The sequence below is a fragment of the Streptomyces sp. NBC_00878 genome, assembly GCF_026341515.1.
Classification (GTDB): domain Bacteria; phylum Actinomycetota; class Actinomycetes; order Streptomycetales; family Streptomycetaceae; genus Streptomyces.
On the sequence record NZ_JAPEOK010000001.1, the window covers coordinates 8,334,208 to 8,355,643 of the forward strand.

16 protein-coding genes and 1 pseudogene are annotated in these 21,436 nt (G+C 69.7%); 13 read left to right on the plus strand and 4 right to left on the minus strand.

Annotated elements, in window-relative coordinates; genetic code table 11:
- Nucleotides 1-100 precede the first annotated feature (100 nt).
- A complete protein-coding gene (uvrA, locus tag OHA11_RS36120; RefSeq protein WP_266503493.1) occupies nt 101-3,172 on the plus strand; it encodes an excinuclease ABC subunit UvrA in 3,072 nt (1,023 codons plus the stop codon).
- A 269-nt stretch (nt 3,173-3,441) separates the two neighbouring features.
- On the opposite strand, the gene OHA11_RS36125 is transcribed toward uvrA, so the two are convergent.
- The 3 genes from OHA11_RS36125 to OHA11_RS36135 all read right to left on the minus strand — a co-directional run bounded on the left by OHA11_RS36125 (nt 3,442) and on the right by OHA11_RS36135 (nt 6,486).
- Nucleotides 3,442-4,353: a carbohydrate kinase gene (locus tag OHA11_RS36125; protein ID WP_266503494.1), complete on the minus strand. Its 912-nt coding sequence runs from the start codon at nt 4,351-4,353 to the stop codon at nt 3,442-3,444.
- Nucleotides 4,350-5,384: a LacI family DNA-binding transcriptional regulator gene (locus tag OHA11_RS36130; RefSeq protein ID WP_266503496.1), complete on the minus strand. Its 1,035-nt coding sequence runs from the start codon at nt 5,382-5,384 to the stop codon at nt 4,350-4,352. Before OHA11_RS36130 ends, OHA11_RS36125 begins: the two co-directional genes overlap by 4 nt.
- A gap of 154 nt (nt 5,385-5,538) precedes the next feature.
- Complete coding sequence (locus OHA11_RS36135; RefSeq protein ID WP_266503498.1) at nt 5,539-6,486, minus strand: hypothetical protein; 948 nt, start codon at nt 6,484-6,486, stop codon at nt 5,539-5,541.
- Nucleotides 6,487-6,933: 447 nt separating this feature from the next.
- Between OHA11_RS36135 and OHA11_RS36140 the strand changes: the two genes are divergently transcribed.
- On the plus strand, nt 6,934-7,104 hold the full coding sequence (locus OHA11_RS36140; protein WP_266507894.1) for a hypothetical protein: 171 nt from the start codon (nt 6,934-6,936) through the stop codon (nt 7,102-7,104).
- A 230-nt stretch (nt 7,105-7,334) separates the two neighbouring features.
- On the opposite strand, the gene OHA11_RS36145 is transcribed toward OHA11_RS36140, so the two are convergent.
- Nucleotides 7,335-7,526: a hypothetical protein gene (locus OHA11_RS36145; protein ID WP_266503500.1), complete on the minus strand. Its 192-nt coding sequence runs from the start codon at nt 7,524-7,526 to the stop codon at nt 7,335-7,337.
- A gap of 225 nt (nt 7,527-7,751) precedes the next feature.
- Between OHA11_RS36145 and OHA11_RS36150 the strand changes: the two are divergent.
- From OHA11_RS36150 to OHA11_RS36200, 11 genes and pseudogenes are all read left to right on the plus strand, one after another.
- Nucleotides 7,752-8,258: pseudogene (locus OHA11_RS36150) on the plus strand (response regulator transcription factor); the annotation flags it as partial.
- 186 nt (nt 8,259-8,444) lie between these two features.
- Nucleotides 8,445-10,481, plus strand: a complete 2,037-nt coding sequence (uvrC, locus tag OHA11_RS36155) for an excinuclease ABC subunit UvrC (RefSeq protein WP_266503502.1) — start codon at nt 8,445-8,447, stop codon at nt 10,479-10,481.
- The gene (gene rapZ, locus OHA11_RS36160) at nt 10,478-11,665 is read left to right on the plus strand and encodes an RNase adapter RapZ (RefSeq protein ID WP_266503503.1); all 1,188 of its coding nucleotides are present in this window, start codon (nt 10,478-10,480) and stop codon (nt 11,663-11,665) included. Before uvrC ends, rapZ begins: the two co-directional genes overlap by 4 nt.
- The gene (gene yvcK / locus OHA11_RS36165; protein ID WP_266503505.1) at nt 11,662-12,729 is read left to right on the plus strand and encodes a uridine diphosphate-N-acetylglucosamine-binding protein YvcK; all 1,068 of its coding nucleotides are present in this window, start codon (nt 11,662-11,664) and stop codon (nt 12,727-12,729) included. Before rapZ ends, yvcK begins: the two co-directional genes overlap by 4 nt.
- A complete protein-coding gene (whiA, locus tag OHA11_RS36170; RefSeq protein WP_266503507.1) occupies nt 12,720-13,709 on the plus strand; it encodes a DNA-binding protein WhiA in 990 nt (329 codons plus the stop codon). The genes yvcK and whiA overlap by 10 nt, the downstream gene beginning before the upstream one ends.
- Before the next feature lie 325 nt (nt 13,710-14,034).
- A complete protein-coding gene (locus tag OHA11_RS36175) occupies nt 14,035-16,989 on the plus strand; it encodes a M14 family metallopeptidase (protein WP_266503509.1) in 2,955 nt (984 codons plus the stop codon).
- 213 nt (nt 16,990-17,202) lie between these two features.
- Nucleotides 17,203-18,213, plus strand: a complete 1,011-nt coding sequence (gap, locus tag OHA11_RS36180; RefSeq protein ID WP_055615081.1) for a type I glyceraldehyde-3-phosphate dehydrogenase — start codon at nt 17,203-17,205, stop codon at nt 18,211-18,213.
- Nucleotides 18,214-18,341: 128 nt separating this feature from the next.
- A complete protein-coding gene (pgk, locus tag OHA11_RS36185) occupies nt 18,342-19,553 on the plus strand; it encodes a phosphoglycerate kinase (RefSeq protein WP_266503511.1) in 1,212 nt (403 codons plus the stop codon).
- Between the two features lie 6 nt (nt 19,554-19,559).
- On the plus strand, nt 19,560-20,336 hold the full coding sequence (gene tpiA, locus OHA11_RS36190; RefSeq protein WP_266503513.1) for a triose-phosphate isomerase: 777 nt from the start codon (nt 19,560-19,562) through the stop codon (nt 20,334-20,336).
- A 145-nt stretch (nt 20,337-20,481) separates the two neighbouring features.
- On the plus strand, nt 20,482-20,712 hold the full coding sequence (gene secG, locus OHA11_RS36195) for a preprotein translocase subunit SecG (protein WP_030358806.1): 231 nt from the start codon (nt 20,482-20,484) through the stop codon (nt 20,710-20,712).
- A gap of 234 nt (nt 20,713-20,946) precedes the next feature.
- Nucleotides 20,947-21,282 carry an RNA polymerase-binding protein RbpA gene (locus OHA11_RS36200; protein WP_003957010.1) on the plus strand — a complete coding sequence of 112 codons (336 nt, stop codon included), beginning with the start codon at nt 20,947-20,949 and terminating at the stop codon, nt 21,280-21,282.
- Nucleotides 21,283-21,436: the final 154 nt, after the last annotated feature.

Consider the following 21,436-nt stretch of genomic DNA (forward strand, 5'->3'; position numbering starts at 1 on the left):
TCAGTGGCTCCCTCTAGTCTGAAAAAGACGGGGGTCCCGTCGTCTGAAAAGCCGGGGGCCTCGCCCCTGTCACTTCTTCTCAAGAAAGGTGCGGACCGGCGTGGCCGACCGTCTCATCGTCCGTGGAGCGCGCGAGCACAATCTGAAGAATGTCTCGCTCGACCTCCCGCGCGACTCGCTCATCGTCTTCACGGGCCTGTCGGGGTCGGGCAAGTCCTCGCTGGCCTTCGACACGATCTTCGCCGAGGGCCAGCGGCGCTACGTGGAGTCGCTCTCCTCGTATGCCCGGCAGTTCCTCGGCCAGATGGACAAGCCGGATGTCGACTTCATCGAGGGCCTCTCCCCGGCGGTCTCCATCGACCAGAAGTCGACCTCGCGCAACCCGCGCTCGACGGTCGGCACCATCACCGAGGTCTACGACTATCTGCGTCTGCTCTTCGCGCGCATCGGCAAGCCGCACTGCCCCGAGTGCGGGCGCCCCATCGCGCGCCAGTCGCCGCAGGCCATCGTCGACAAGGTCCTGGAGTTGCCGGAGGGAAGCCGCTTCCAGGTTCTGTCGCCGCTGGTGCGCGAGCGCAAGGGCGAGTTCGTCGACCTCTTCTCCGATCTCCAGACCAAGGGGTACAGCCGGGCCCGGGTCGACGGCGAGACGATCCAGCTCACCGACCCGCCCACGCTGAAGAAGCAGGAGAAGCACACCATCGAGGTGGTCATCGACCGCCTCACGGTCAAGGAAGGCGCCAAGCGCCGTCTGACCGACTCCGTGGAGACCGCCCTCGGCCTCTCCGGAGGCATGGTGGTCCTCGACTTCGTCGACCTTCCCGCCGACGACCCCGAGCGCGAGCGCATGTACTCGGAGCACCTGTACTGCGCGTACGACGACCTGTCCTTCGAGGAGCTGGAGCCCCGCTCCTTCTCCTTCAACTCGCCCTTCGGCGCCTGCCCGGAGTGCACGGGCATCGGCACGCGCATGGAGGTCGACCCCGAGCTGATCGTCCCGGACGAGGACAAGTCCCTCGACGAGGGCGCCATCCACCCCTGGTCGCACGGCCACACCAAGGACTACTTCGGGCGTCTCGTCGGAGCCCTCGCGGACGCGTTGGGATTCCGGACCGACATCCCCTTCGCCGGTCTTCCGCAGCGCGCCAAGAAGGCGCTGATCCACGGCCACAAGACACAGATCGAGGTCCGCTACCGGAACCGGTACGGCAGGGAGCGTGTGTACACCACGCCCTTCGAAGGCGCGGTCCCCTTCGTGAAGCGGCGGCACAGCGAGGCCGAGAGCGACGCGAGCCGCGAGCGCTTCGAGGGCTATATGCGCGAAGTGCCCTGCCCCACCTGTCAGGGCACGCGCCTCAAGCCGGTCGTCCTCGCCGTCACGGTCATGGAGAAGTCGATCGCCGAGGTCTCCGCGATGTCCATCAGCGACTGCGCGGACTTCCTGGGCGAGCTGAGGCTCGACGCCCGCGACAAGAAGATCGCCGAGCGCGTCCTGAAAGAGGTCAACGAACGACTGCGGTTCCTGGTCGACGTCGGCCTGGACTACCTCTCGCTGAACCGCGCCGCGGGCACCCTCTCCGGCGGCGAGGCTCAGCGCATCCGCCTGGCGACCCAGATCGGCTCGGGCCTCGTCGGCGTCCTGTACGTGCTCGACGAGCCCTCCATCGGCCTGCACCAGCGCGACAACCACCGGCTCATCGAGACTCTGGTCCGGCTGCGAGACATGGGTAACACGCTCATCGTCGTCGAGCACGACGAGGACACCATCAAGGTCGCCGACTGGATCGTCGACATCGGCCCCGGCGCGGGCGAGCACGGCGGCAGGGTCGTGCACAGCGGCTCCCTGAAGGAGCTGCTCGCCAACGAGGAGTCGCAGACCGGTCAGTACCTGTCTGGCAAGAAGGCCATCCCGCTGCCCGACATCCGGCGTCCCCACGACCCGTCCCGGCAGCTCACGGTGCACGGTGCCCGCGAGAACAACCTGCAGGACATCGACGTGTCGTTCCCGCTGGGCGTCCTCACGGCCGTGACCGGAGTCTCAGGATCCGGCAAGTCCACGCTGGTCAACGACATCCTGTACACACACCTGGCCCGCGAGCTGAACGGCGCCAGGAGCGTTCCCGGGCGGCACACGCGCGTGGACGGCGACGACCTCGTCGACAAGGTCGTGCACGTCGACCAGTCGCCGATCGGCCGCACGCCCCGGTCGAACCCGGCGACGTACACCGGAGTCTTCGACCACGTCCGCAAGCTGTTCGCCGAGACGACCGAGGCGAAGGTCCGCGGTTACCTGCCCGGCCGCTTCTCCTTCAACGTCAAGGGCGGCCGCTGCGAGAACTGCTCGGGCGACGGCACGATCAAGATCGAGATGAACTTCCTCCCGGACGTGTACGTCCCGTGCGAGGTCTGTCACGGTGCCCGGTACAACCGGGAGACGCTGGACGTCCACTACAAGGGCAAGTCCATCGCCGACATCCTGAACATGCCGATCGAGGAAGGCATGCACTTCTTCGAGGCCGTCCCGGCGATCTCCCGCCACCTCAGGACACTGAACGACGTCGGTCTCGGGTACGTCCGGCTAGGGCAGTCCGCTACCACCCTGTCCGGTGGCGAGGCCCAGCGCGTGAAGCTCGCCAGCGAGCTCCAGAAGCGGTCCACCGGACGCACGGTGTACGTCCTCGACGAGCCGACCACCGGTCTGCACTTCGAGGACATCAGCAAGCTGCTCACCGTGCTGTCCGGCCTGGTCGACAAGGGCAACACGGTCATCGTCATCGAGCACAACCTCGACGTCATCAAGACCGCCGACTGGGTCGTCGACATGGGCCCCGAGGGCGGTGGCGGCGGTGGCCTCGTCATCGCCGAGGGCACACCCGAGGAGGTCGCCGGGGTTCCGGCCAGCCACACGGGCAAGTTCCTGCGCGAGGTCCTGGGCGCCGAGCGCGTCAGCGACGCCTCGCAGGTGAAGGCCCCGCGCAAGACGGCCGCCAAGGGGGCGGTGGCCGCCGGCTCGACGACAAAGAAGACGGCGACGGCCAAGACCACCACCGCCAAGGCCGCCGCCAAGACCACCACGGCCAAGGCCGCCAACAACACGGCCACCAAGAAGACAGCCGCGGCCACGAAGAAGGCGACCTCGGCGAAGAAGACGACGCGGGCCCAGAAGGCCTGAGCCGCTTCGGCCGTACGCGTACGGCCTCGCGAAGGAAGCCCCGGCCGCCCCGGCCCCCAGGCCTCCCGCCTTCGCACAAGCAGGCCGGTCTCCTGCGCGCACGTACATGGACCACGCACAACGCGTCGCGTCCCACGGAAACTCAACCTCCCGTGGGACGCGACGCGTTGCACAATCAGCCGCCGAGCCGCCGAGCCGCCGAGCCGCCGAGCCGCCGAGCCGCCGAGCCGCCGAGCCGCCGAGCCGCCGAGCCGTCTGCCCCGCGTCCGCTAGAAAGCGCCCACCTCATGTGCGTACGGTGGCTCCGCGCCCGCTCGGGAGCAGGTGATCGCCGCAGCTCGTGCGGCGAACCGGAGCAACGCGTGCCAGCCGTCGGCGCCCAGATCCGCCAGTGCCTGACCGGAGAGCGCGTCGTGGGCTGCGAGGCCGTGCAGCAGCGCCGCGTTCACCGTGTCGCCCGCGCCGATCGTGTCCACCACGTCGACCGGTTCGCCCGGCACGGCGTACTCCGCGCCGTCGCGGGTGTAGGCGGTCAGCCCGTCGCCGCCCCGTGTGACGACCACGGCCGAAGGACCCGACGCCAGCCACTCGCGCGGAGTGCCGCCGAGCCACTCCGCGTCCTCCTGGGACAGCTTGAGCAGCGACACCGACGGCAGCCAGCTCTTGAACCGGGCACGGTAGGCGTCCGCGTCCGGGATCAGCACCGAGCGGATGTTGGGGTCGAGCGCGGTGAACACACCCCGCGCCGCCGCGATCCGCATCAGCTCCTCGTACGCGGTCGCGCCCGGCTCCAGGACGAGCGAACACGTACCGAAGGACACCGCCCTTGTCCCGTCCGGGAGTTGGGAGGACGCCGAGAACAGCCGGTCCGCCGTGCCCTCGACGTAGAAGGAGTAACCGGCCGAGCCGTCCGCGGCGATCGACGCGACCGCGAGGGTCGTCGGCTCGGCGCCCCGCTCCACGGACGACACATCGACGCCCGCCTCGCGCAGTCCTGCGACCAGGGCCTCGCCGAAGGCGTCGTGCGAGATCCGCGAGCAGAAGGCCGCGGGGGAGCCGAGCCGGCCCAGCGCCACCGCCGTGTTGTACGGGCCGCCGCCGCGGCGCGGGTCGAGCGCCGCGAGCGCGCCAGCCTCACTCGGCACCAGATCGATCAGGGCCTCACCGGCGACGACGATCACGAGTCGGATCCTTTCTCGGGGCAGCCGCACGAGGTGCGGTGCACGAAGGCGGAGGGCAGCCGGACCGTACGGGCCTCGCGGCCGGGGGAGTCCAGCCGGTCCAGCAGCAGCCGTACGGCCTGGGAGCCGATCTCCTTGCTGGGCTGGGAGATCGCGGTGAGCCGGGGCGAGAAGAGGTCCGCCCAGGAGAAGTCGTCGAAGCAGCACAGGGCCAGGTCGCCGGGCACGGACAGACCTCTCGCGCGCACGGCCCACAGTGCGCCGATGGTCATCGCGTTGTTGGCGGTGACCAGTGCCGTCGGCGGCGCCGGGAGGGACAGCAGGACCTCGGTCGCGCGCTCGGCGCCCGCCGCCTCGGAGTTGCCGGGGACCACGAGCCGCTCGTCGTACGCGAGCCCCGCGTACGCCAGGCCGTGCCGGTAACCGGAGATCCGTTCACTCGTCGTGCTGAGCCCCGGCAGACCCGCGACCAGGCCGATCCGCTTGTGCCCCAGCTCGGCGAGATGTCTGACCAGGAGCGTGACGGGCTCGGTGTTCTCCGCACAGACCTGGTCGAACGTGAAACCTGGTGGCGTCCGGTCGCCGGCGATCAGCCGGTCCAGGAACACCGTCGGTACGTCGTGCCGCCCGAGGTAGCCGAGCAGCTCCTCCGGATGCGCGGACGGCGCGACGAGCATGCCGTCCACGCGCCGCTCGTGCAGCAGCTGGACCACCTTGCGCTCATGCACCGGATCGTCGTGCGGGTCCGCGATCAGCAGGCTGTATCCGCGCTCCAGAGCGCCGGCCTCCACACCCTGGAGGATCTCCGTGAAGTAAGGATTGCTGATCGCCGACACCGCGAGCCCGATCGACCGGGTGCGCGAGGTGACGAGGGATCTGGCCAGGGTGTTGGGCGTGTAGCCGAGTTCGTCGATCGCGTCGAGCACGGCCTGGCGGGTGGCCGGCCGCACGGGGCGTGTGTCGTTGAGTACGTGCGAGACCGTCGCGACGGACACACCCGCGCTCCGGGCCACATCGACCATGGTCGCCATGAGAGACCCCCTCCCTCGCACTCGCCGACGCCCTCGTCGGGCGTCGTCCCGACTCGGACCGTACCCGATCCTTCGGGACACGTAAACGCTTACGTAAGCGTTTACGTGTCCCGAAGGATCGGGCAGAGGCCCTCGCCGCGACCTCGATCGGCGCTCACTCCCAGTCCCACGCGATCCCCACGATCCCGGCCCGCACCCGCTGCTCCACCATGTGGACCGACCGGTGGCGGTCGCTCAGTGCCAGCTCCTGGCGGCCGCTCCGGGGCGCCGCGGCCGAGTGCTGGGCGAACCGGTGGCAGCGCACGGGCAGCGCGTCCTCGGCGAAGCGCACCTGGAGGGCGTACTGCCCGCCGGAGAAGCCGAACCCGCGGACGTACTCACTGGACGCGCCGGCCGTGCCGTCCTCGACGCCGTAGCGGAACAGAAAGGTTTCGCCCGCGCGCAGCCGCGTGTCGAAGAGCAGCTCGGCGACGAGTACGCCGGTGTCGTGGTGCCAAAGGACGCGTCCTGTGCGGCAGTTCTCCAGGGCGTGCACCGTCATCTGCTCCGGGGTGCAGCCCGGGTCGCCGTGGTGGATGGCGATGAAGCGGTCGATGCCGTCCTTGTGTGCGCGCACGATGTGCTGGGAGTCGCGTCCCAGCAATTCGCGCCGGGTGCCGATCCGTACGCGCTCGTGGTGGCCGAGGGTGTGCAGTCCGCCGTCGAGCGGTGAGTCCAGTTCGGTCAGCAGCTTCTCCAGGGCGCCGGAGGCCTCCACCAGGGAGCGGTACGAGCGGGTCGCGGCGCGTTCCGCGTCGGGTCGCTCGTGGGCCTTCGCGAGCAGCCGGATCAGCGACTCGTCCGGCAGCTGGAGGATCTCCTCCAGGGCGCGCACGGCCCGCAGGGACTCGGGGCGCTGGGGGCGCCGGGCGCCCTGCTGCCAGTAACTCAGGCTCGTCACGCCGACCTTGACCCCGTAGCGCGTCAGATGGTGCTGCACGCGCTGCAGCGGCAGTCCACGGGCGGCGATCGCGGCGCGCAGGGCGACATGGAAGGGGCCGCCCCGCAGGGCCGTCTCCAGCTCCGTCGTGGCGGCGTCCGCGTGCTGAGTGCCGTCCCGCATACAGGGGCCCTTCTGTGAGTGCTAGCAGCGGCTGGTCGGGCCGTTCGCGCTGGTCGGAGGGGCCGCACGGTCGGCGTGCGGGGACGTGCGCATCTCTGCGCGGAGGTTCCCGGCCCAAGTCACCCCGCATTGAAGCGTGTTGATCAGGCCCGGACAACACCTCTGCGCAACCTCGCTGTTCGGACGCGCTCCTCGCCATCCCGGGCTGGGGCTCCCGTCGTCCCGGTCGGGGCGTCCGCCTCACGGCTCCAGCAAGTCCCGGACCGCCCGCGCCGACAGGGCCGACTTGGCCAGGAACTCGCGCGCTTGAGCGCCTCCGCGCCTGTCGAGGCGAAGCCGACGACCTGGACCCCGCCACGCTCCAGCAGGGCGCGCGGCCGCCCGGCCTCCAGGAACCGGGCGCTGTCATCGACGATGAGACAGCGCATGTCGTTGCCCTGAGTGACCGTGTCCTGTCGTCTGGTGGGGGTGCGCGATGAGCCGGGCGGCTGCTCCGGGCCGATCGGGCTCACCGACCGGGTCGAGGCGATCGGCGGCAGGCTGACCGTCAGAAGCCCGCCGGGCAGAGGGACCACGCTGATCGCACGGCTGTCCCTGCCGAGACCCTCCCCGGACTGACCGGCGGCGAATTCAGGGCAGACGAATCGCGGGCAGACGAATCGCGGGCAGGCGAATTGCGGACAGGCGAATTGCGGACAGGCGAATGCCCGGAACGTACGCAGCATGGAGGTCCGACACGGGGGCGTCCTGGACTCGGTGACATGCGTACGCTCCGGGCAGACTTCACAGACGGTGCGGAGTGCACAGACGGTGCGGACTTCCCAGATGCTGAGGCGACCGGTCCGGCTTCAGCGGCGGGGCGTCCCGCCGTTCGCCGCCGATCGCAGGCGCTTGGCGCGCACGATGTCGGGGTCGCGGGGGTCGAGGCCGGACAACAGCCCTTCCGCGTACCGCTCCTCGTCCCCGTACGGCGATGCCTCGTCCTCGTACGGGCGGACACGGACCGACCGCCGCCCCTTCTCGATCCGTGTCTGTCGCATCTGCCGCAGCCTTTCGGTCGTCGGCCCGCCGCCCCTCGCCCGGGGCGCCGGTCCGTCTGCATCTGCACTGGTACGAGCTTTTCCTCGAACTGTCTTCGTGTCGTCACGGGCAGTCCCCGAAACGGCTTCCGGTTCTCCTCCATTGCCCACCTGCGGCCAGCCGTAACCGGCCATGTCCGGCAGGCTGTTGAAGGCGTACCCGCAGACACGTACCGCACAGGTCGGGTGAGCGGACGGGGAACACCATGGACGCAGCACGGCGTCCCGCGCGGGACGGTCGTCCTGGCTGACGACGATGTCCTGCTCAGGGAGGGTCTGGCCAGCCTCTGCGAGCGGCTCGGCTACGAGGTGGCGGGCCGGGCGGGCGACGCGAACGCGCTCCTGGAACCGGTCGCCGAGCATCTGCCCGACGTTGTGATCGTCGACATCGGAATGCCGCCCACCCACTCCACCGAAGGACTGAAGGCGGCCCGCGGCAACCGCGAGCGGTATCCCGATCTCGGCATTCTCGTCCTGTCCGCCTTCGTGGAGGTCGAGGACGCCCTGGAGCCGCTCGCGAGCGGCCACCGGATCGGCTATCTGCTCAAGAGCCGCTCGAACGCCGGCATCGGCCGCCGTCCGTGGGTGACCGAGGGCACCGTCGAGAAGCACGTCCGCGGCATTCTCGGCAAGCTCCGCCTGCCGGAGGCCGCGGACGACCACCGGCGGGTGCCGGCGGTTCTCACGTTTCTGGTCTGGAGTCACGCCAAGCGCCCCGCTGGAGGGGCGCAGGAAGGTCGTGTGCAGTCTGCGGGCCGACCGCGGCTTGTCGCGCCCACGCGGCGGAGCCGCATATGTGCACAGCCCCGCGCCCCTTCAGGGCGCTGGGTGCCCGGCACGCCATCCGCGCTGTCACACCCCGCCAGTAGGGTGTGAGACATGGCCGACCCCTCCAGCTACCGCCCCAAGCCGGGACAGATCCCCGACTCGCCGGGGGTCTACAAATTCCGCGACGAGCACCGCCGGGTGATCTACGTCGGGAAGGCAAAGAGCCTGCGCCAGCGCCTGGCCAGCTACTTCCAGGACCTTTCCGGCCTCCACCCGCGGACGCGCACGATGGTCACCACGGCCGCGTCGGTGGAGTGGACGGTGGTGTCCACGGAGGTCGAGGCGCTGCAGCTGGAGTACTCCTGGATCAAGGAGTACGACCCCCGGTTCAACGTCAAGTACCGCGACGACAAGAGCTATCCGTATCTCGCGGTCACCATGAACGAGCAGTTCCCGCGCGTGCAGGTGATGCGCGGCCAGAAGAAGAAGGGCGTGCGCTACTTCGGCCCCTACGGGCACGCGTGGGCGATCCGCGACACCGTGGACCTCCTCCTGCGCGTCTTCCCCGTACGGACGTGCTCCGCGGGCGTGTTCAAGAACGCCGAGCGGACCGGCCGCCCCTGTCTGCTCGGCTACATCGGCAAGTGCTCCGCCCCCTGCGTCGAGCGGATCTCCCCCGAGGACCACCGCGAACTCGCCGAGGAGTTCTGCGACTTCATGGCCGGCCGCACCGGGACGTACATCCGCCGCCTGGAGCGGCGCATGACGGACGCCGCCGAGGAGATGGAGTACGAGCGCGCCGCCCGCCTGCGCGACGACATCGAGGCCCTCAAGAAGGCCATGGAGAAGAGCGCCGTCGTGCTCGCCGACGCGACGGACGCCGACCTGATCGCGCTCGCCGAGGACGAGCTCGAGGCGGCCGTGCAGATCTTCCACGTACGCGGCGGCCGGGTGCGCGGCCAGCGCGGCTGGGTCACCGACAAGGTCGAGGCCGTCACCACGGGTGACCTGGTCGAGCACGCGCTCCAGCAGCTCTACGGGGAGGAGACCGGCGACTCCGTACCGAAGGAGGTGCTCGTCCCGGCGCTGCCCGACCCCGTGGGGCCCGTCCAGGAGTGGCTCACCGAGCGCCGCGGGTCGAACGTCTCGCTGCGGATTCCGCAGCGCGGCGACAAGAAGGCCCTCATGGAGACGGTCCAGCGCAACGCGCTCCAGGCACTCGGCCTGCACAAGACCAAGCGGGCCTCCGACCTGACCACCCGTTCCCGGGCCCTGGAGGAGATCGCCGAGGCCCTCGACCTGGACAGCGCGCCCCTGCGGATCGAGTGCTACGACATCTCGCACCTCCAGGGCGACGACGTCGTGGCGTCGATGGTGGTCTTCGAGGACGGGCTGCAGCGCAAGAGCGAGTACCGGCGCTTCCAGATCAAGGGCTTCGAGGGCCAGGACGACGTCCGGTCCATGCACGAGGTGATCGCCCGCCGCTTCAAGCGGTATCTCGCCGAGAAGGAGAGGACCGGCGAGTGGGCCGACGGCGAGACCGGGCTCACCGAGGAGGACGGGCGGCCCAAGAGGTTCGCGTACCCCCCGCAGCTCGTTGTCGTCGACGGAGGACAGCCACAGGTCGCCGCAGCCCGGAAGGCGCTGGACGAGCTCGGTATCGACGACATCGCCGTATGCGGCCTGGCCAAGCGCCTCGAAGAGGTCTGGGTGCCGGGCGAGGACGACCCGGTGGTGCTGCCACGTACCAGTGAAGGGCTCTATCTTCTTCAGCGTGTGCGCGACGAGGCGCACCGCTTCGCGATCACTTACCAGCGCGCCAAGCGGGCACGGCGCTTCAGGGCTAGCCCGCTCGACGACGTACCGGGCCTCGGGGAGACACGCAAACAGGCGTTGATCAAGCATTTCGGTTCGGTGAAGAAGCTGCGGACCGCGACCATCGAGCAGGTCTGCGAGGTTCCCGGCATCGGCCGCAAGACGGCCGAGACGATCGCCGTGGCCCTCGCCCAGGCGGCTCCGGCGGCACCCGCCGTGAACACCGCGACTGGAGAGATCCTGGAAGAAGAGGAACCCGGGACGACGGCGGGTTCCGCAGGGGAGTCCGTGTCCGCGGGCACCTCGGACGAACGACGGGGGCAGGAGAGATGACCGAGCACGAGAAGGAAGAACCCTCGGCACGGAGTACGGCGGAGAGCGAGGAACCACGCGCGCCCGGAGCCGGGAATTCGCACACGGCCGAAACCGACGCATCGCACAGGGAAGCAAGCGAAGATCCCGCACAAGAGAAGCAAGCAGCGGGACAGACAGCAGGACAAGCACCAGAACGACAAGCAGGACAAGCACCAGAACGACAAGCAGGACAAGCACCAGAACGACAAGCAGGACAAGAAGCGGCCGACGAAGCCGCGCTCGTAGACGGAGCGGAAGTGAACACGGGCACGAACAACGAGACGGCCGGCGTCCCCGAGGCGGCCATTCCGGAGCTGGTGATCATCTCCGGGATGTCGGGCGCGGGCCGGTCCACCGCCGCCAAGTGTCTGGAGGACCTCGGCTGGTTCGTCGTCGACAACCTGCCGCCCGCGCTGATCCCCACCATGGTGGAGCTCGGCGCCCGCTCGCAGGGGAACGTGGCGAGGATCGCGGTCGTCGTCGACGTCCGCGGACGACGGTTCTTCGACAATCTCCGCGAGTCCCTCGCCGACCTGGAGACCAAGAACGTCACCCGGCGGATCGTCTTCCTGGAGTCCTCCGACGACGCCCTGGTGCGCCGCTTCGAGTCCGTGCGCCGGCCGCACCCCCTCCAGGGCGACGGCCGCATCGTCGACGGCATCGAGGCCGAGCGCGAACTGCTGCGCGAGCTGCGCGGCGACGCCGACCTGGTGATCGACACCTCCAGCCTGAACGTGCACGAGCTGCGCGCCAAGATGGACGCCCAGTTCGCGGGCGACGAGGAGCCCGAGCTGCGGGCCACCGTCATGTCCTTCGGCTTCAAGTACGGCCTGCCGGTCGACGCCGACCTGGTCGTGGACATGAGGTTCCTGCCCAACCCGCACTGGGTACCGGAGCTGCGCCAGTACACCGGCCTGAACGAGGAGGTGGCCGCGTACGTCTTCAACCAGCCCGGCGCCAAGGAGTTCCTCGACCGCTACGCCGAACTGCTGCGCCTCATCCAGACCGGCTACCGCCGCGAGGGCAAGCGCTACGTGACCATCGCGGTCGGCTGTACCGGCGGCAAGCACCGCTCCGTCGCCATGTCGGAGAAGCTCGCCGCCCGTCTGGTGTCCGAGGGAGTGGAGACGGTCGTCGTCCACCGGGACATGGGCCGCGAATGACGGGACGGAGTCCGCGGTTGAGCATGCTGCGGCGGATGGCCCCCGAGGCACGCGGCGGCAAGGCCGTCGAAGGCCGCGGCGCCAAGCCGCGCCGCCGCGGCGCGCAGCCCAAGGTTGTCGCGCTGGGCGGCGGCATGGGCCTGTCCGCCTCGCTCACCGCGCTGCGCCGCATCACCGGCGACCTCACCGCCGTCGTCACGGTCGCCGACGACGGCGGCTCCAGCGGCCGGCTGCGCGACGAGCTGGGCGTGCTGCCGCCCGGCGACCTGCGCAAGGCCCTGGCCGCGCTGTGCGGCGACGACGACTGGGGCCAGACCTGGGCGCGCGTCATCCAGCACCGTTTCCAGTCCAAGGGCGAGCTGCACGAGCACGCGGTCGGCAATCTGCTGATCGTCGCCCTCTGGGAGCAGCTCGGCGACCACGTCCAGGCCCTCGACCTGGTCGGCCGGCTGCTGGGCGCGCACGGCCGGGTGCTGCCCATGTCCGCCGTGCCGCTGGAGCTCCAGGCGCTGGTCAAGGGCCACGACCCGGAGCGGCCCGAGGACATCGACACCGTCCGCGGACAGGCGACCGTGGCGCTCACGCCCGGCGAGGTGCAGTCCGTGCACGTCGTGCCGCACGACCCGCCCGCCGTCCCCGAGGCCGTCGCGGCGGTCCTCGACGCGGACTGGGTGGTCCTCGGCCCCGGCTCCTGGTTCTCCTCGGTGATTCCGCACCTGCTGGTGCCCGAGCTGCTCGACGCGCTCACCAACACGAAGGCCCGCCGGGTGCTCTCCCTGAATCTCGCCCCGCAGCCCGGAGAAACCGATGGCTTCTCCCCGCAGCGTCATTTGGAGGTTTTGGGACGACACGCCCCTAAACTCGCCCTGGACGTGGTGCTGGCCGACGAGGCCGCCGTGCCCGACCGCGATTTACTGACCGATGCCGCCAAGCGGTTCGGCGCCGCGGTCGAGCTGGCGCCCGTGGCCCGGACCGACGGGACTCCAAGGCACGATCCGGAGCTGTTGGCCGCCGCGTACGACCGTATTTTTCGGATGCATGGAAGGATCGGCCCATGGCGATGACGGCAGCGGTGAAGGACGAGATTTCCCGGCTTCCCGTCACCCGGACCTGCTGCAGAAAGGCGGAAGTCTCCGCCCTCCTGCGCTTCGCGGGCGGCCTTCACCTGGTGAGCGGCCGCATCGTGATCGAGGCGGAGCTGGACACGGCGATGGCGGCGCGCCGGCTGAAGCGGGACATCCTGGAGATCTTCGGCCACGGTTCCGAGCTGATCGTGATGGCTCCGGGCGGTCTGCGCCGCGGCTCCCGCTATGTGGTACGGGTCGTCGCGGGCGGTGACCAGCTGGCCCGCCAGACGGGGCTCGTGGACGGCCGTGGACGCCCGATCAGGGGCCTGCCGCCGCAGGTGGTCTCGGGGGCCACCTGCGACGCCGAGGCGGCCTGGCGCGGGGCCTTCCTGGCCCACGGCTCGCTCACCGAGCCCGGCCGCTCGTCCTCCCTGGAGGTGACCTGCCCGGGCCCGGAGGCCGCGCTCGCGCTGGTCGGCGCCGCCCGCCGGCTGTCGATCGCCGCGAAGGCCCGCGAGGTACGGGGCGTGGACCGGGTCGTCGTCCGTGACGGAGACGCCATCGGTGCCCTCCTGACCCGGCTCGGCGCCCACGAGTCCGTGCTGGCCTGGGAGGAGCGGCGGATGCGCCGCGAGGTCCGCGCCACCGCGAACCGGCTCGCCAACTTCGACGACGCCAACCTGCGCCGCTCGGCCCGTGCCGCGGTCGCCGCCGGAGCCCGTGTCGGGCGTGCCCTGGAGATCCTCGGCGAGGAGGTCCCGGAGCACCTCGCCGCCGCCGGACGGCTGCGCATGGACCACAAGCAGGCCTCTTTGGAGGAGCTGGGCGCGCTCGCCGACCCGCCGCTGACCAAGGACGCCGTCGCGGGCCGTATCCGCCGACTGCTCGCCATGGCCGACAAGCGGGCGCAGGACCTCGGCATCCCGGGGACGGAGTCCACACTCACCGAGGAGATGGCCGACAACCTCGCGGGCTGATCCCCGATCCCCGATCCTTGCTCTCTGCTCTCTGATCCCTGATCTCCGGAGACGGCCGACGCCCGCGCGGACCGATGCGCACAGCTCGTCGCGGGCCGGTCCGCGGATGCGGATCCCCGCCGCGGGTGCTCCACGGACAGCGGGGTGCTCCACGGACACCCGGCGGGCTTCGGTCCTAGATCCTCAACACGCCGGTGCGTGCGCCCATTTGGGGCAACCGCACCGGCGTTTTGCTGTCCGTGTGGCGCTCTTGACTTGACCATGAAGTGTCATGAGCCTGGCATCTGTTGATCGCCGCTGTGGCGAACTACTGCAAGGGGGGTTCATGAGACGAAGAGCGAGATCGATCCTCGCTGCCGGCGCACTCCTGCTCGGCGGAGTGGCCGTCGCGCCCGTGGCGCAGGCGGATCCCGGCGCCACGACCGCCCCGGGCGCGGACGAGGTCAAGGTGTTCCGCGCGGACGTCACGAAGGAGCAGGTACCCCTGCTCCTCGCGGCGGGCCAGGACAGCCATGAGCTGGGCGAACAGGTACCGGAGAAGGGCACGGCCACGGTCGAGGTCTACCTCACCGACAAGCAGGCCGACGGGCTGGAGAAGAAGGGCGTCGACCTCGCCGAGCACAAGCTCTCGGCGAAGGCACGCGCGCGTGTGGCTGCCGCGGGGGACGGCGTCTACCGGCCCTACAGTGGCGCGGGCAACCTCCAGGAGGAGATCCTCAGGACCGGGCAGCAGAACCCGTCCCTGACCAAGGTCGTCTCCATCGGCAAGACCCTTCAGGGGCAGGACATCCTGGCCCTCAAGCTCACCAAGGGCGCCAAGCAGACCAAGGACGGCGCCAAGCCCGCCACGCTGTACATGTCCAACCAGCACGCCCGTGAGTGGATCACGCCGGAGATGACCCGGCGCCTGATGCACTACTACCTGGACAACTACGGCAAGGACCAGCGGGTCACCAAGCTCGTGAACTCCACCGAGCTGTGGTTCGTCCTGTCCGCCAACCCGGACGGCTACGACTGGACGTTCGAGGCCGAGGGCGACCGACAGTGGCGCAAGAACATGCGCGACGTCAACGGCGACGGCGCCTGGACCACCGGTGACGGCGTCGACCTCAACCGCAACTTCTCCTACAAGTGGGGCTACGACGACGAGGGTTCGTCCCCGTACCCGACCAGCCAGACCTACCGCGGCGCGAGCCCCGGCTCCGAGCCCGAGACCAAGGCGCTGGACGCCTTCGAGAAGCGCATCGGCTTCGAGTACGGCATCAACTACCACTCGGCCGCCGAACTGATCCTCTACGGAGTCGGCTGGCAGGTCGCCACCCCCAGCCCGGACGACGTGCTCTACAAGTCCCTCGCCGGCACGCCCGAGAACCCGGCGATCCCCGGCTACCGCCCGCAGGTCTCCTCCGAGCTCTACACGACCAACGGCGAGGCGGACGGCCACGCTTCCAACGTCAACGGCACGGCGATGTTCACCCCTGAGATGTCGACCTGCCAGACCGCGTCGACCATCGACCCGAACGACGCCTGGAACGCGGTGGACTGCGCGTCGGTCTTCACCTTCCCGGACGACGAGAAGCTGATCCAGCAGGAGTTCGCGAAGAACGTCCCGTTCGCGCTCTCCGTCGCCGAGAGCGCCGCCAAGCCCGACCAGCCGAAGTCCTCGGTCGGCATCGACGCCCCCGACTTCACCCCGGCCCCCTTCACCACCTCGTACTCCCGCGGCGCCGACCAGGAGATCACGGTCGTCGCCCGCAAGTCCGTACGCGACAAGGAGCTCAGGTACCGCGTCAACGGCGGCCGTACGGAGGACATGGCGCTCAAGCCGTGGAAGGGCGGCGAGACCTTCGGCGGCGAGGACAACCTCTACTTCGACGAGTACCGCGCCTTCGTGGCGGACGGCGACCCGGGCGACAAGGTCGAGGTCTGGTTCACCGGTGAGACGAAGAGCGGGAAGCCCACCTCCAGTGAGCGCTTCACGTACACCGTGGCCGAGCGGCCGCGTGCCGACACGCTGGTGGTCGCCGAGGAGGGTGCCGCCGCAGCGACGCAGGCACAGGCCTACGTCGACGCCCTGAAGGCCAACGGCCGCAAGCCCCTCGTCTGGGACGTCGCCACCCAGGGCGTGCCCGACGCGCTCGGCGTCCTCGGCCACTTCAAGACCGTCGTCCACTACACGGGCGCCGACCGCCCCGGCTACGCCACCCAGCTGCAACTGCGCGCCTACCTCAACGAGGGCGGCAAACTGATCGAGGCGGGCGAGCAGGCGGGCGGCAATGTCGCACTGCCGGGCGCCCTGACGAACGACTTCAGCCAGTACTACCTGGGCGCCTACTCCCGTACGACGACACCGGGCGTCACGGCCTTCACCGGCTCGGGCAAGCTCGCCGGAGCCACCGGACCGCTCGGCGACGCGCCCGGCAACCCGCTGAACGCGGCGGGCGCCTACAGCGTCACCTCGGACACCCTGCCCGCCGCCACGTACCCGCAGTTCGCGAGCGCTGGAGCGGGACAGTACCCGGGGACCGTCAACCCGTACGGACCGTACGCGGGCACGTCCATGGCGGCCGTCACGCACTCCGACTTCGCCTGGAACCGCCTCACCCGCACCATCGACCTCACCGGGGTGAGCGCGGCCGACGCGCCCTCCCTGAACACGAGGCTCCTGTGGGACACCGAGGCGGGCTACGACCACGCGGTGCTCGAAGCGCACACGGCCGGGGCCGACGACTGGACGACACTCCCGGAGAAGGGCGGCGCCACCAGCACCGCGGTTCCCGTGGAGTGCGAGGCCGGGTACTTCATCCAGGCGCACCCCGCCCTCAAGCGCTATCTGACGCCGGGCTCCGCCGGTTGCACCGCCACCGGCACGAGCGGCTCGTGGAACAGCTTCACCGGGGCCTCCGAGGGCTGGCAGGAAGTCACCTTCGACCTCTCCGCGTACGCCGGAAAGACGGTGGAGGTGTCGCTGAGCTACATCACCGACCCGGGAACGGGCGGCCACGGTGTCCTGGCCGACAACGCCTCCGTCGTCATCGGCGGCACGGCCGGCGAGACCGAGGGCTTCGAGACGTCGCTCGGCGCCTGGAGCGTCCCCGGGCCGCCCGCGGGCAGCCCCGCGGTCGTGCAGGACTGGGGCCTTTCCGGTGAACTCTTCAAGACGTACGGAGCGGTCACCACGCGTGACACCGTGCTGCTCGGCTTCGGCCTGGAGCACGTCACCGCGGCCGCCGACCGAACGGCCCTGCTCGGCAAGGCCCTGGCGGCTCTGCGCAGCTGACACGGGTGACGCCGTGAGCGGCTGACACGGAAACAAGGGCGTCGAGCCCGGGCGGTCCGTACCCCTACTGGTGGGTACGGACCGCCCTGCCGTGTATGGGGCGCTCGATGTCACTCCGGGAGCGTCAGGGAGGTAGGGTCGTAGGCGGTCGGGGACATCCCATACAAACTCGCCGGCGTCCAAAGCCGGCGTTCCTAACGAGGAGATCGGTTCGTGACGATCCGCGTAGGCATCAACGGCTTTGGCCGCATCGGTCGTAACTACTTCCGCGCGCTGCTGGAGCAGGGTGCAGACATCGAGATCGTGGCTGTCAACGACCTGGGTGACACCGCGACCACCGCTCACCTGCTGAAGTACGACACCATCCTGGGCCGACTCAAGGCCGAGGTGTCGCACACCGCCGACACGATCACCGTCGACGGCAAGACGATCAAGGTTCTTTCCGAGCGCAACCCCGCCGACATCCCGTGGGGCGAGCTGGGCGTCGACATCGTCATCGAGTCGACCGGCATCTTCACCAAGAAGGCCGACGCCGAGAAGCACATCACCGGTGGCGCCAAGAAGGTCCTCATCTCGGCTCCGGCCAAGGACGAGGACATCACCATCGTGATGGGCGTCAACCAGGACAAGTACGACCCGGCGAACCACCACGTCATCTCGAACGCCTCCTGCACCACCAACTGTGTGGCGCCGATGGCCAAGGTCCTCGACGAGAACTTCGGCATCGTCAAGGGCCTGATGACGACGGTCCACGCGTACACGAACGACCAGCGCATCCTGGACTTCCCGCACTCGGACCTGCGCCGCGCCCGCGCCGCCGCCGAGAACATCATCCCGACCACCACGGGTGCCGCGAAGGCGACCGCCCTCGTCCTCCCGCAGCTCAAGGGCAAGCTCGACGGCATCGCGATGCGCGTCCCGGTCCCGACCGGCTCCGCCACCGACCTGGTCGTGACACTGCAGCGCGAGGTCACCAAGGACGAGGTCAACGCCGCGTTCAAGAAGGCCTCCGACGACGGCGACCTCAAGGGCTACCTGGCCTACACCGAGGACCCGATCGTCTCCTCGGACATCGTCAGCGACCCGGCCTCCTGCACCTTCGACTCCTCCCTGACCATGGTCCAGGAGGGCAACACGGTGAAGATCCTCGGCTGGTACGACAACGAGTGGGGCTACTCCAACCGCCTCGTCGACCTCACGGTCTTCGTCGGCGGCCAGCTCTAAGTCCCAGAGCAAGGCCTCTCGATGTGAGCACAGGGCTCGGGCAGCGCACCGCCGCGCTGCCCGAGCCCTGTGCCGCGTGCCGATCGATCAGCCCTCTCCGGACCAAGAGCCCTCCTAGGAGTCCCCTCATGAAGACGATCGACGAACTTCTCGCCGAAGGTGTGGACGGCAAGCGGGTCTTCGTCCGCGCCGACCTGAACGTGCCGCTGGCCGACGGCCTCATCACCGACGACGGCCGCATCCGCGCCGTCCTGCCGACCGTCAAGGCCCTCGCCGCGGCGGGCGCCAAGGTGATCGTCGCCTCGCACCTGGGCCGCCCCAAGGGCGCCCCGGACCCCGCCTTCTCGCTGCTCGCCGCCGCCGAGCGCCTCGGCGAGCTGCTGGACGCGCCCGTGGCCTTCGCCCAGGACACCGTCGGCCCCGCCGCGCACGACGCCGTGAACGGGCTGCAGCCGGGCCAGGTCGCGGTCATCGAGAACCTCCGCTTCAACGCGGGCGAGACGTCCAAGGACGACGCCGAGCGCGGCGAGTTCGCCGAGCAGCTCGCCGCCCTGGCCGATGTCTACGTAGGCGACGGTTTCGGTGCCGTGCACCGGGGGCACGCCTCGGTCTTCGACCTTCCGGCGCGGCTGCCGCACTACGCCGGCTACCTCATCGCCACCGAGGTCGGTGTCCTGAAGAAGCTCACCGAGGACGTCAAGCGCCCCTACGTGGTCGCGCTCGGCGGCGCCAAGGTCTCCGACAAGCTCGCCGTGATCGACCAGCTGCTCGGCAAGGCCGACCGGCTGCTGATCGGCGGTGGCATGGCGTACACCTTCCTCAAGGCCAAGGGCTACGAGATCGGCGCGTCGCTCCTCCAGGAGGACCAGATCCCGGCGGTCCAGGAGTACATCGAGCGCGCCGAGAGGAACGGCGTCGAGCTGGTCCTTCCCGTCGACGTCCTGGTCGCCCCCGAGTTCCCGGACCTGAAGACCAAGGCTCCGGCCAACCCCACCACCGTCGCCGCGGACGCCATCCCGGCCGACCAGATGGGCCTGGACATCGGTCCGGAGTCCCGCAAGCTGTACGCATCGAAGCTCACCGACGCCGCCACGGTCTTCTGGAACGGTCCGATGGGCGTCTTCGAGCACCCCGACTACGCCGAGGGCACCAAGGCGGTCGCCCAGGCTCTCCTCGACTCCCCGGCCTTCACGGTCGTCGGCGGTGGCGACTCCGCCGCGGCCGTCCGCATCCTGGGCTTCGACGAGACGGCATTCGGCCACATCTCGACCGGCGGCGGCGCCTCCCTCGAATACCTAGAGGGCAAGACGCTCCCCGGCCTCGCCGCACTGGAGGACTGACCCCGTATGACCACTCGCACGCCGCTGATGGCGGGCAACTGGAAGATGAACCTCAACCACCTCGAGGCCATCGCCCACGTCCAGAAGCTCGCTTTCGCCCTGGCCGACAAGGACTACGAGGCCTGTGAGGTCGCGGTCCTGCCGCCCTTCACCGACCTGCGCTCGGTGCAGACCCTGGTCGACGGGGACAAGCTCAAGATCAAGTACGGCGCCCAGGACCTCTCGGCGCACGACTCCGGTGCCTACACCGGCGAGATCTCCGGCTCGATGCTCGCCAAGCTCAAGTGCACGTACGTGGCGGTCGGCCACTCCGAGCGCCGCCAGTACCACAACGAGACCGACGAGATCGTCAACGCCAAGGTGAAGACCGCCTACAAGCACGGCCTCACCCCGATCCTGTGCGTCGGCGAGGAACTGGAGGTCCGCGAGGCGGGCAACCACGTCTCGCACACGCTCGCCCAGGTCGAGGGCGGTCTCAAGGACCTCTCGGCCGAGCAGGCCGAGTCGATCGTGATCGCGTACGAGCCCGTCTGGGCCATCGGCACCGGCAAGGTCTGCGGCTCCGACGACGCCCAGGAGGTCTGCGCGGCGATCCGCGGCAAGCTCGCCGAGCTGTACACGCAGGAGCTCGCCGACGCCGTCCGTATCCAGTACGGCGGCTCCGTGAAGGCCGGCAACGTCGCCGAGATCATGGCGAAGCCGGACATCGACGGCGCCCTGGTCGGCGGCGCGTCCCTGGACTCCGAGGAGTTCGTCAAGATCGTCCGCTTCCGCGACCAGTGAACCGCGTTCCGTAGCCGAACCGACGACCTGCGAGTAGGCCGTAGCGGCGTTACGTCGTACCCTTGCGGGGGCCGGGCGGCTTCGTACCCGAAGCACCGGCCCCCGTCGTCCGTCTAAGTCCGAGGAAGTTGGTCCAGCCGTGGTTATGGGGTTCTCGATCGCCCTGATCGTCTTCAGCCTGTTGCTGATGCTGCTGGTGCTGATGCACAAGGGGAAGGGCGGCGGCCTGTCCGACATGTTCGGTGGCGGCATGCAGTCCTCCGTCGGCGGCTCCTCGGTCGCCGAGCGCAACCTCGACCGCATCACCGTGGTGGTCGGTTTGCTGTGGTTCGCGTCCATTGTGGTGCTGGGCATTCTGATGAAGGTCAACAACTGATCACCGCCGACATCGGAACGGCAGCACAAACGCACATTACGCAAGCACATTCCGCACGTAAGGCCCCATGTCCGGTACGCGCCCGCAAGCGCGGCCTATCATGGGGCTTGCGTCTTCGTGCGGGGTGTAACTCCATCCACTAGACGCGCGTTGGGCCTTACGTAGACTGAGGCGCTCGCAGCGAAGCGAAACGCCGACTCGCTTTGCGGCACCATTACGCAGGGAGTTACGACCGTGGCAAGTGGCAACGCGATCCGAGGAAGCCGGGTCGGGGCGGGGCCGATGGGCGAGGCCGAGCGTGGCGAGTCCGCGCCCCGGCTGCGCATCTCCTTCTGGTGCTCGAACGGGCACGAGACGCAGCCCAGCTTCGCCAGCGACGCGCAGGTCCCCGACACCTGGGACTGCCCGCGCTGCGGCTTCCCCGCCGGACAGGACCGGGACAATCCGCCGGACCCGCCGCGCACCGAGCCGTACAAGACGCACCTCGCGTATGTACGGGAACGGCGCAGCGACGCGGACGGTGAGGCGATCCTCGCCGAGGCGCTCGCCAAGCTGCGGGGCGAGATCTAGGAGTTGACGTCCGGCCGGACACCCACGGGGTGTCCGGCCGGACGCGTTCGGGACGTGCGTCGGGACCGCGCCCGTGCCTTCTCCCGTGCCGCGCTGATACGCGTGCTCCAGCCGGACGTATCTGTTGTTGAGCCGGACGACGGCGGGACGACAG

Coding starts and splice junctions, on each gene's coding strand:
- OHA11_RS36130 (WP_266503496.1), bottom strand. CDS start 5,384: ATGGCGACCATGGTCGATGTGGCCCGGAGCGCGGGTGTGTCCGTCGCG.
- OHA11_RS36135 (WP_266503498.1), bottom strand. CDS start 6,486: ATGCGGGACGGCACTCAGCACGCGGACGCCGCCACGACGGAGCTGGAG.
- OHA11_RS36145 (WP_266503500.1), bottom strand. CDS start 7,526: ATGCGACAGACACGGATCGAGAAGGGGCGGCGGTCGGTCCGTGTCCGC.
- uvrC (WP_266503502.1), top strand. CDS start 8,445: ATGGCCGACCCCTCCAGCTACCGCCCCAAGCCGGGACAGATCCCCGAC.
- rapZ (WP_266503503.1), top strand. CDS start 10,478: ATGACCGAGCACGAGAAGGAAGAACCCTCGGCACGGAGTACGGCGGAG.
- yvcK (WP_266503505.1), top strand. CDS start 11,662: ATGACGGGACGGAGTCCGCGGTTGAGCATGCTGCGGCGGATGGCCCCC.
- whiA (WP_266503507.1), top strand. CDS start 12,720: ATGGCGATGACGGCAGCGGTGAAGGACGAGATTTCCCGGCTTCCCGTC.
- OHA11_RS36175 (WP_266503509.1), top strand. CDS start 14,035: ATGAGACGAAGAGCGAGATCGATCCTCGCTGCCGGCGCACTCCTGCTC.
- pgk (WP_266503511.1), top strand. CDS start 18,342: ATGAAGACGATCGACGAACTTCTCGCCGAAGGTGTGGACGGCAAGCGG.
- tpiA (WP_266503513.1), top strand. CDS start 19,560: ATGACCACTCGCACGCCGCTGATGGCGGGCAACTGGAAGATGAACCTC.
- secG (WP_030358806.1), top strand. CDS start 20,482: ATGGGGTTCTCGATCGCCCTGATCGTCTTCAGCCTGTTGCTGATGCTG.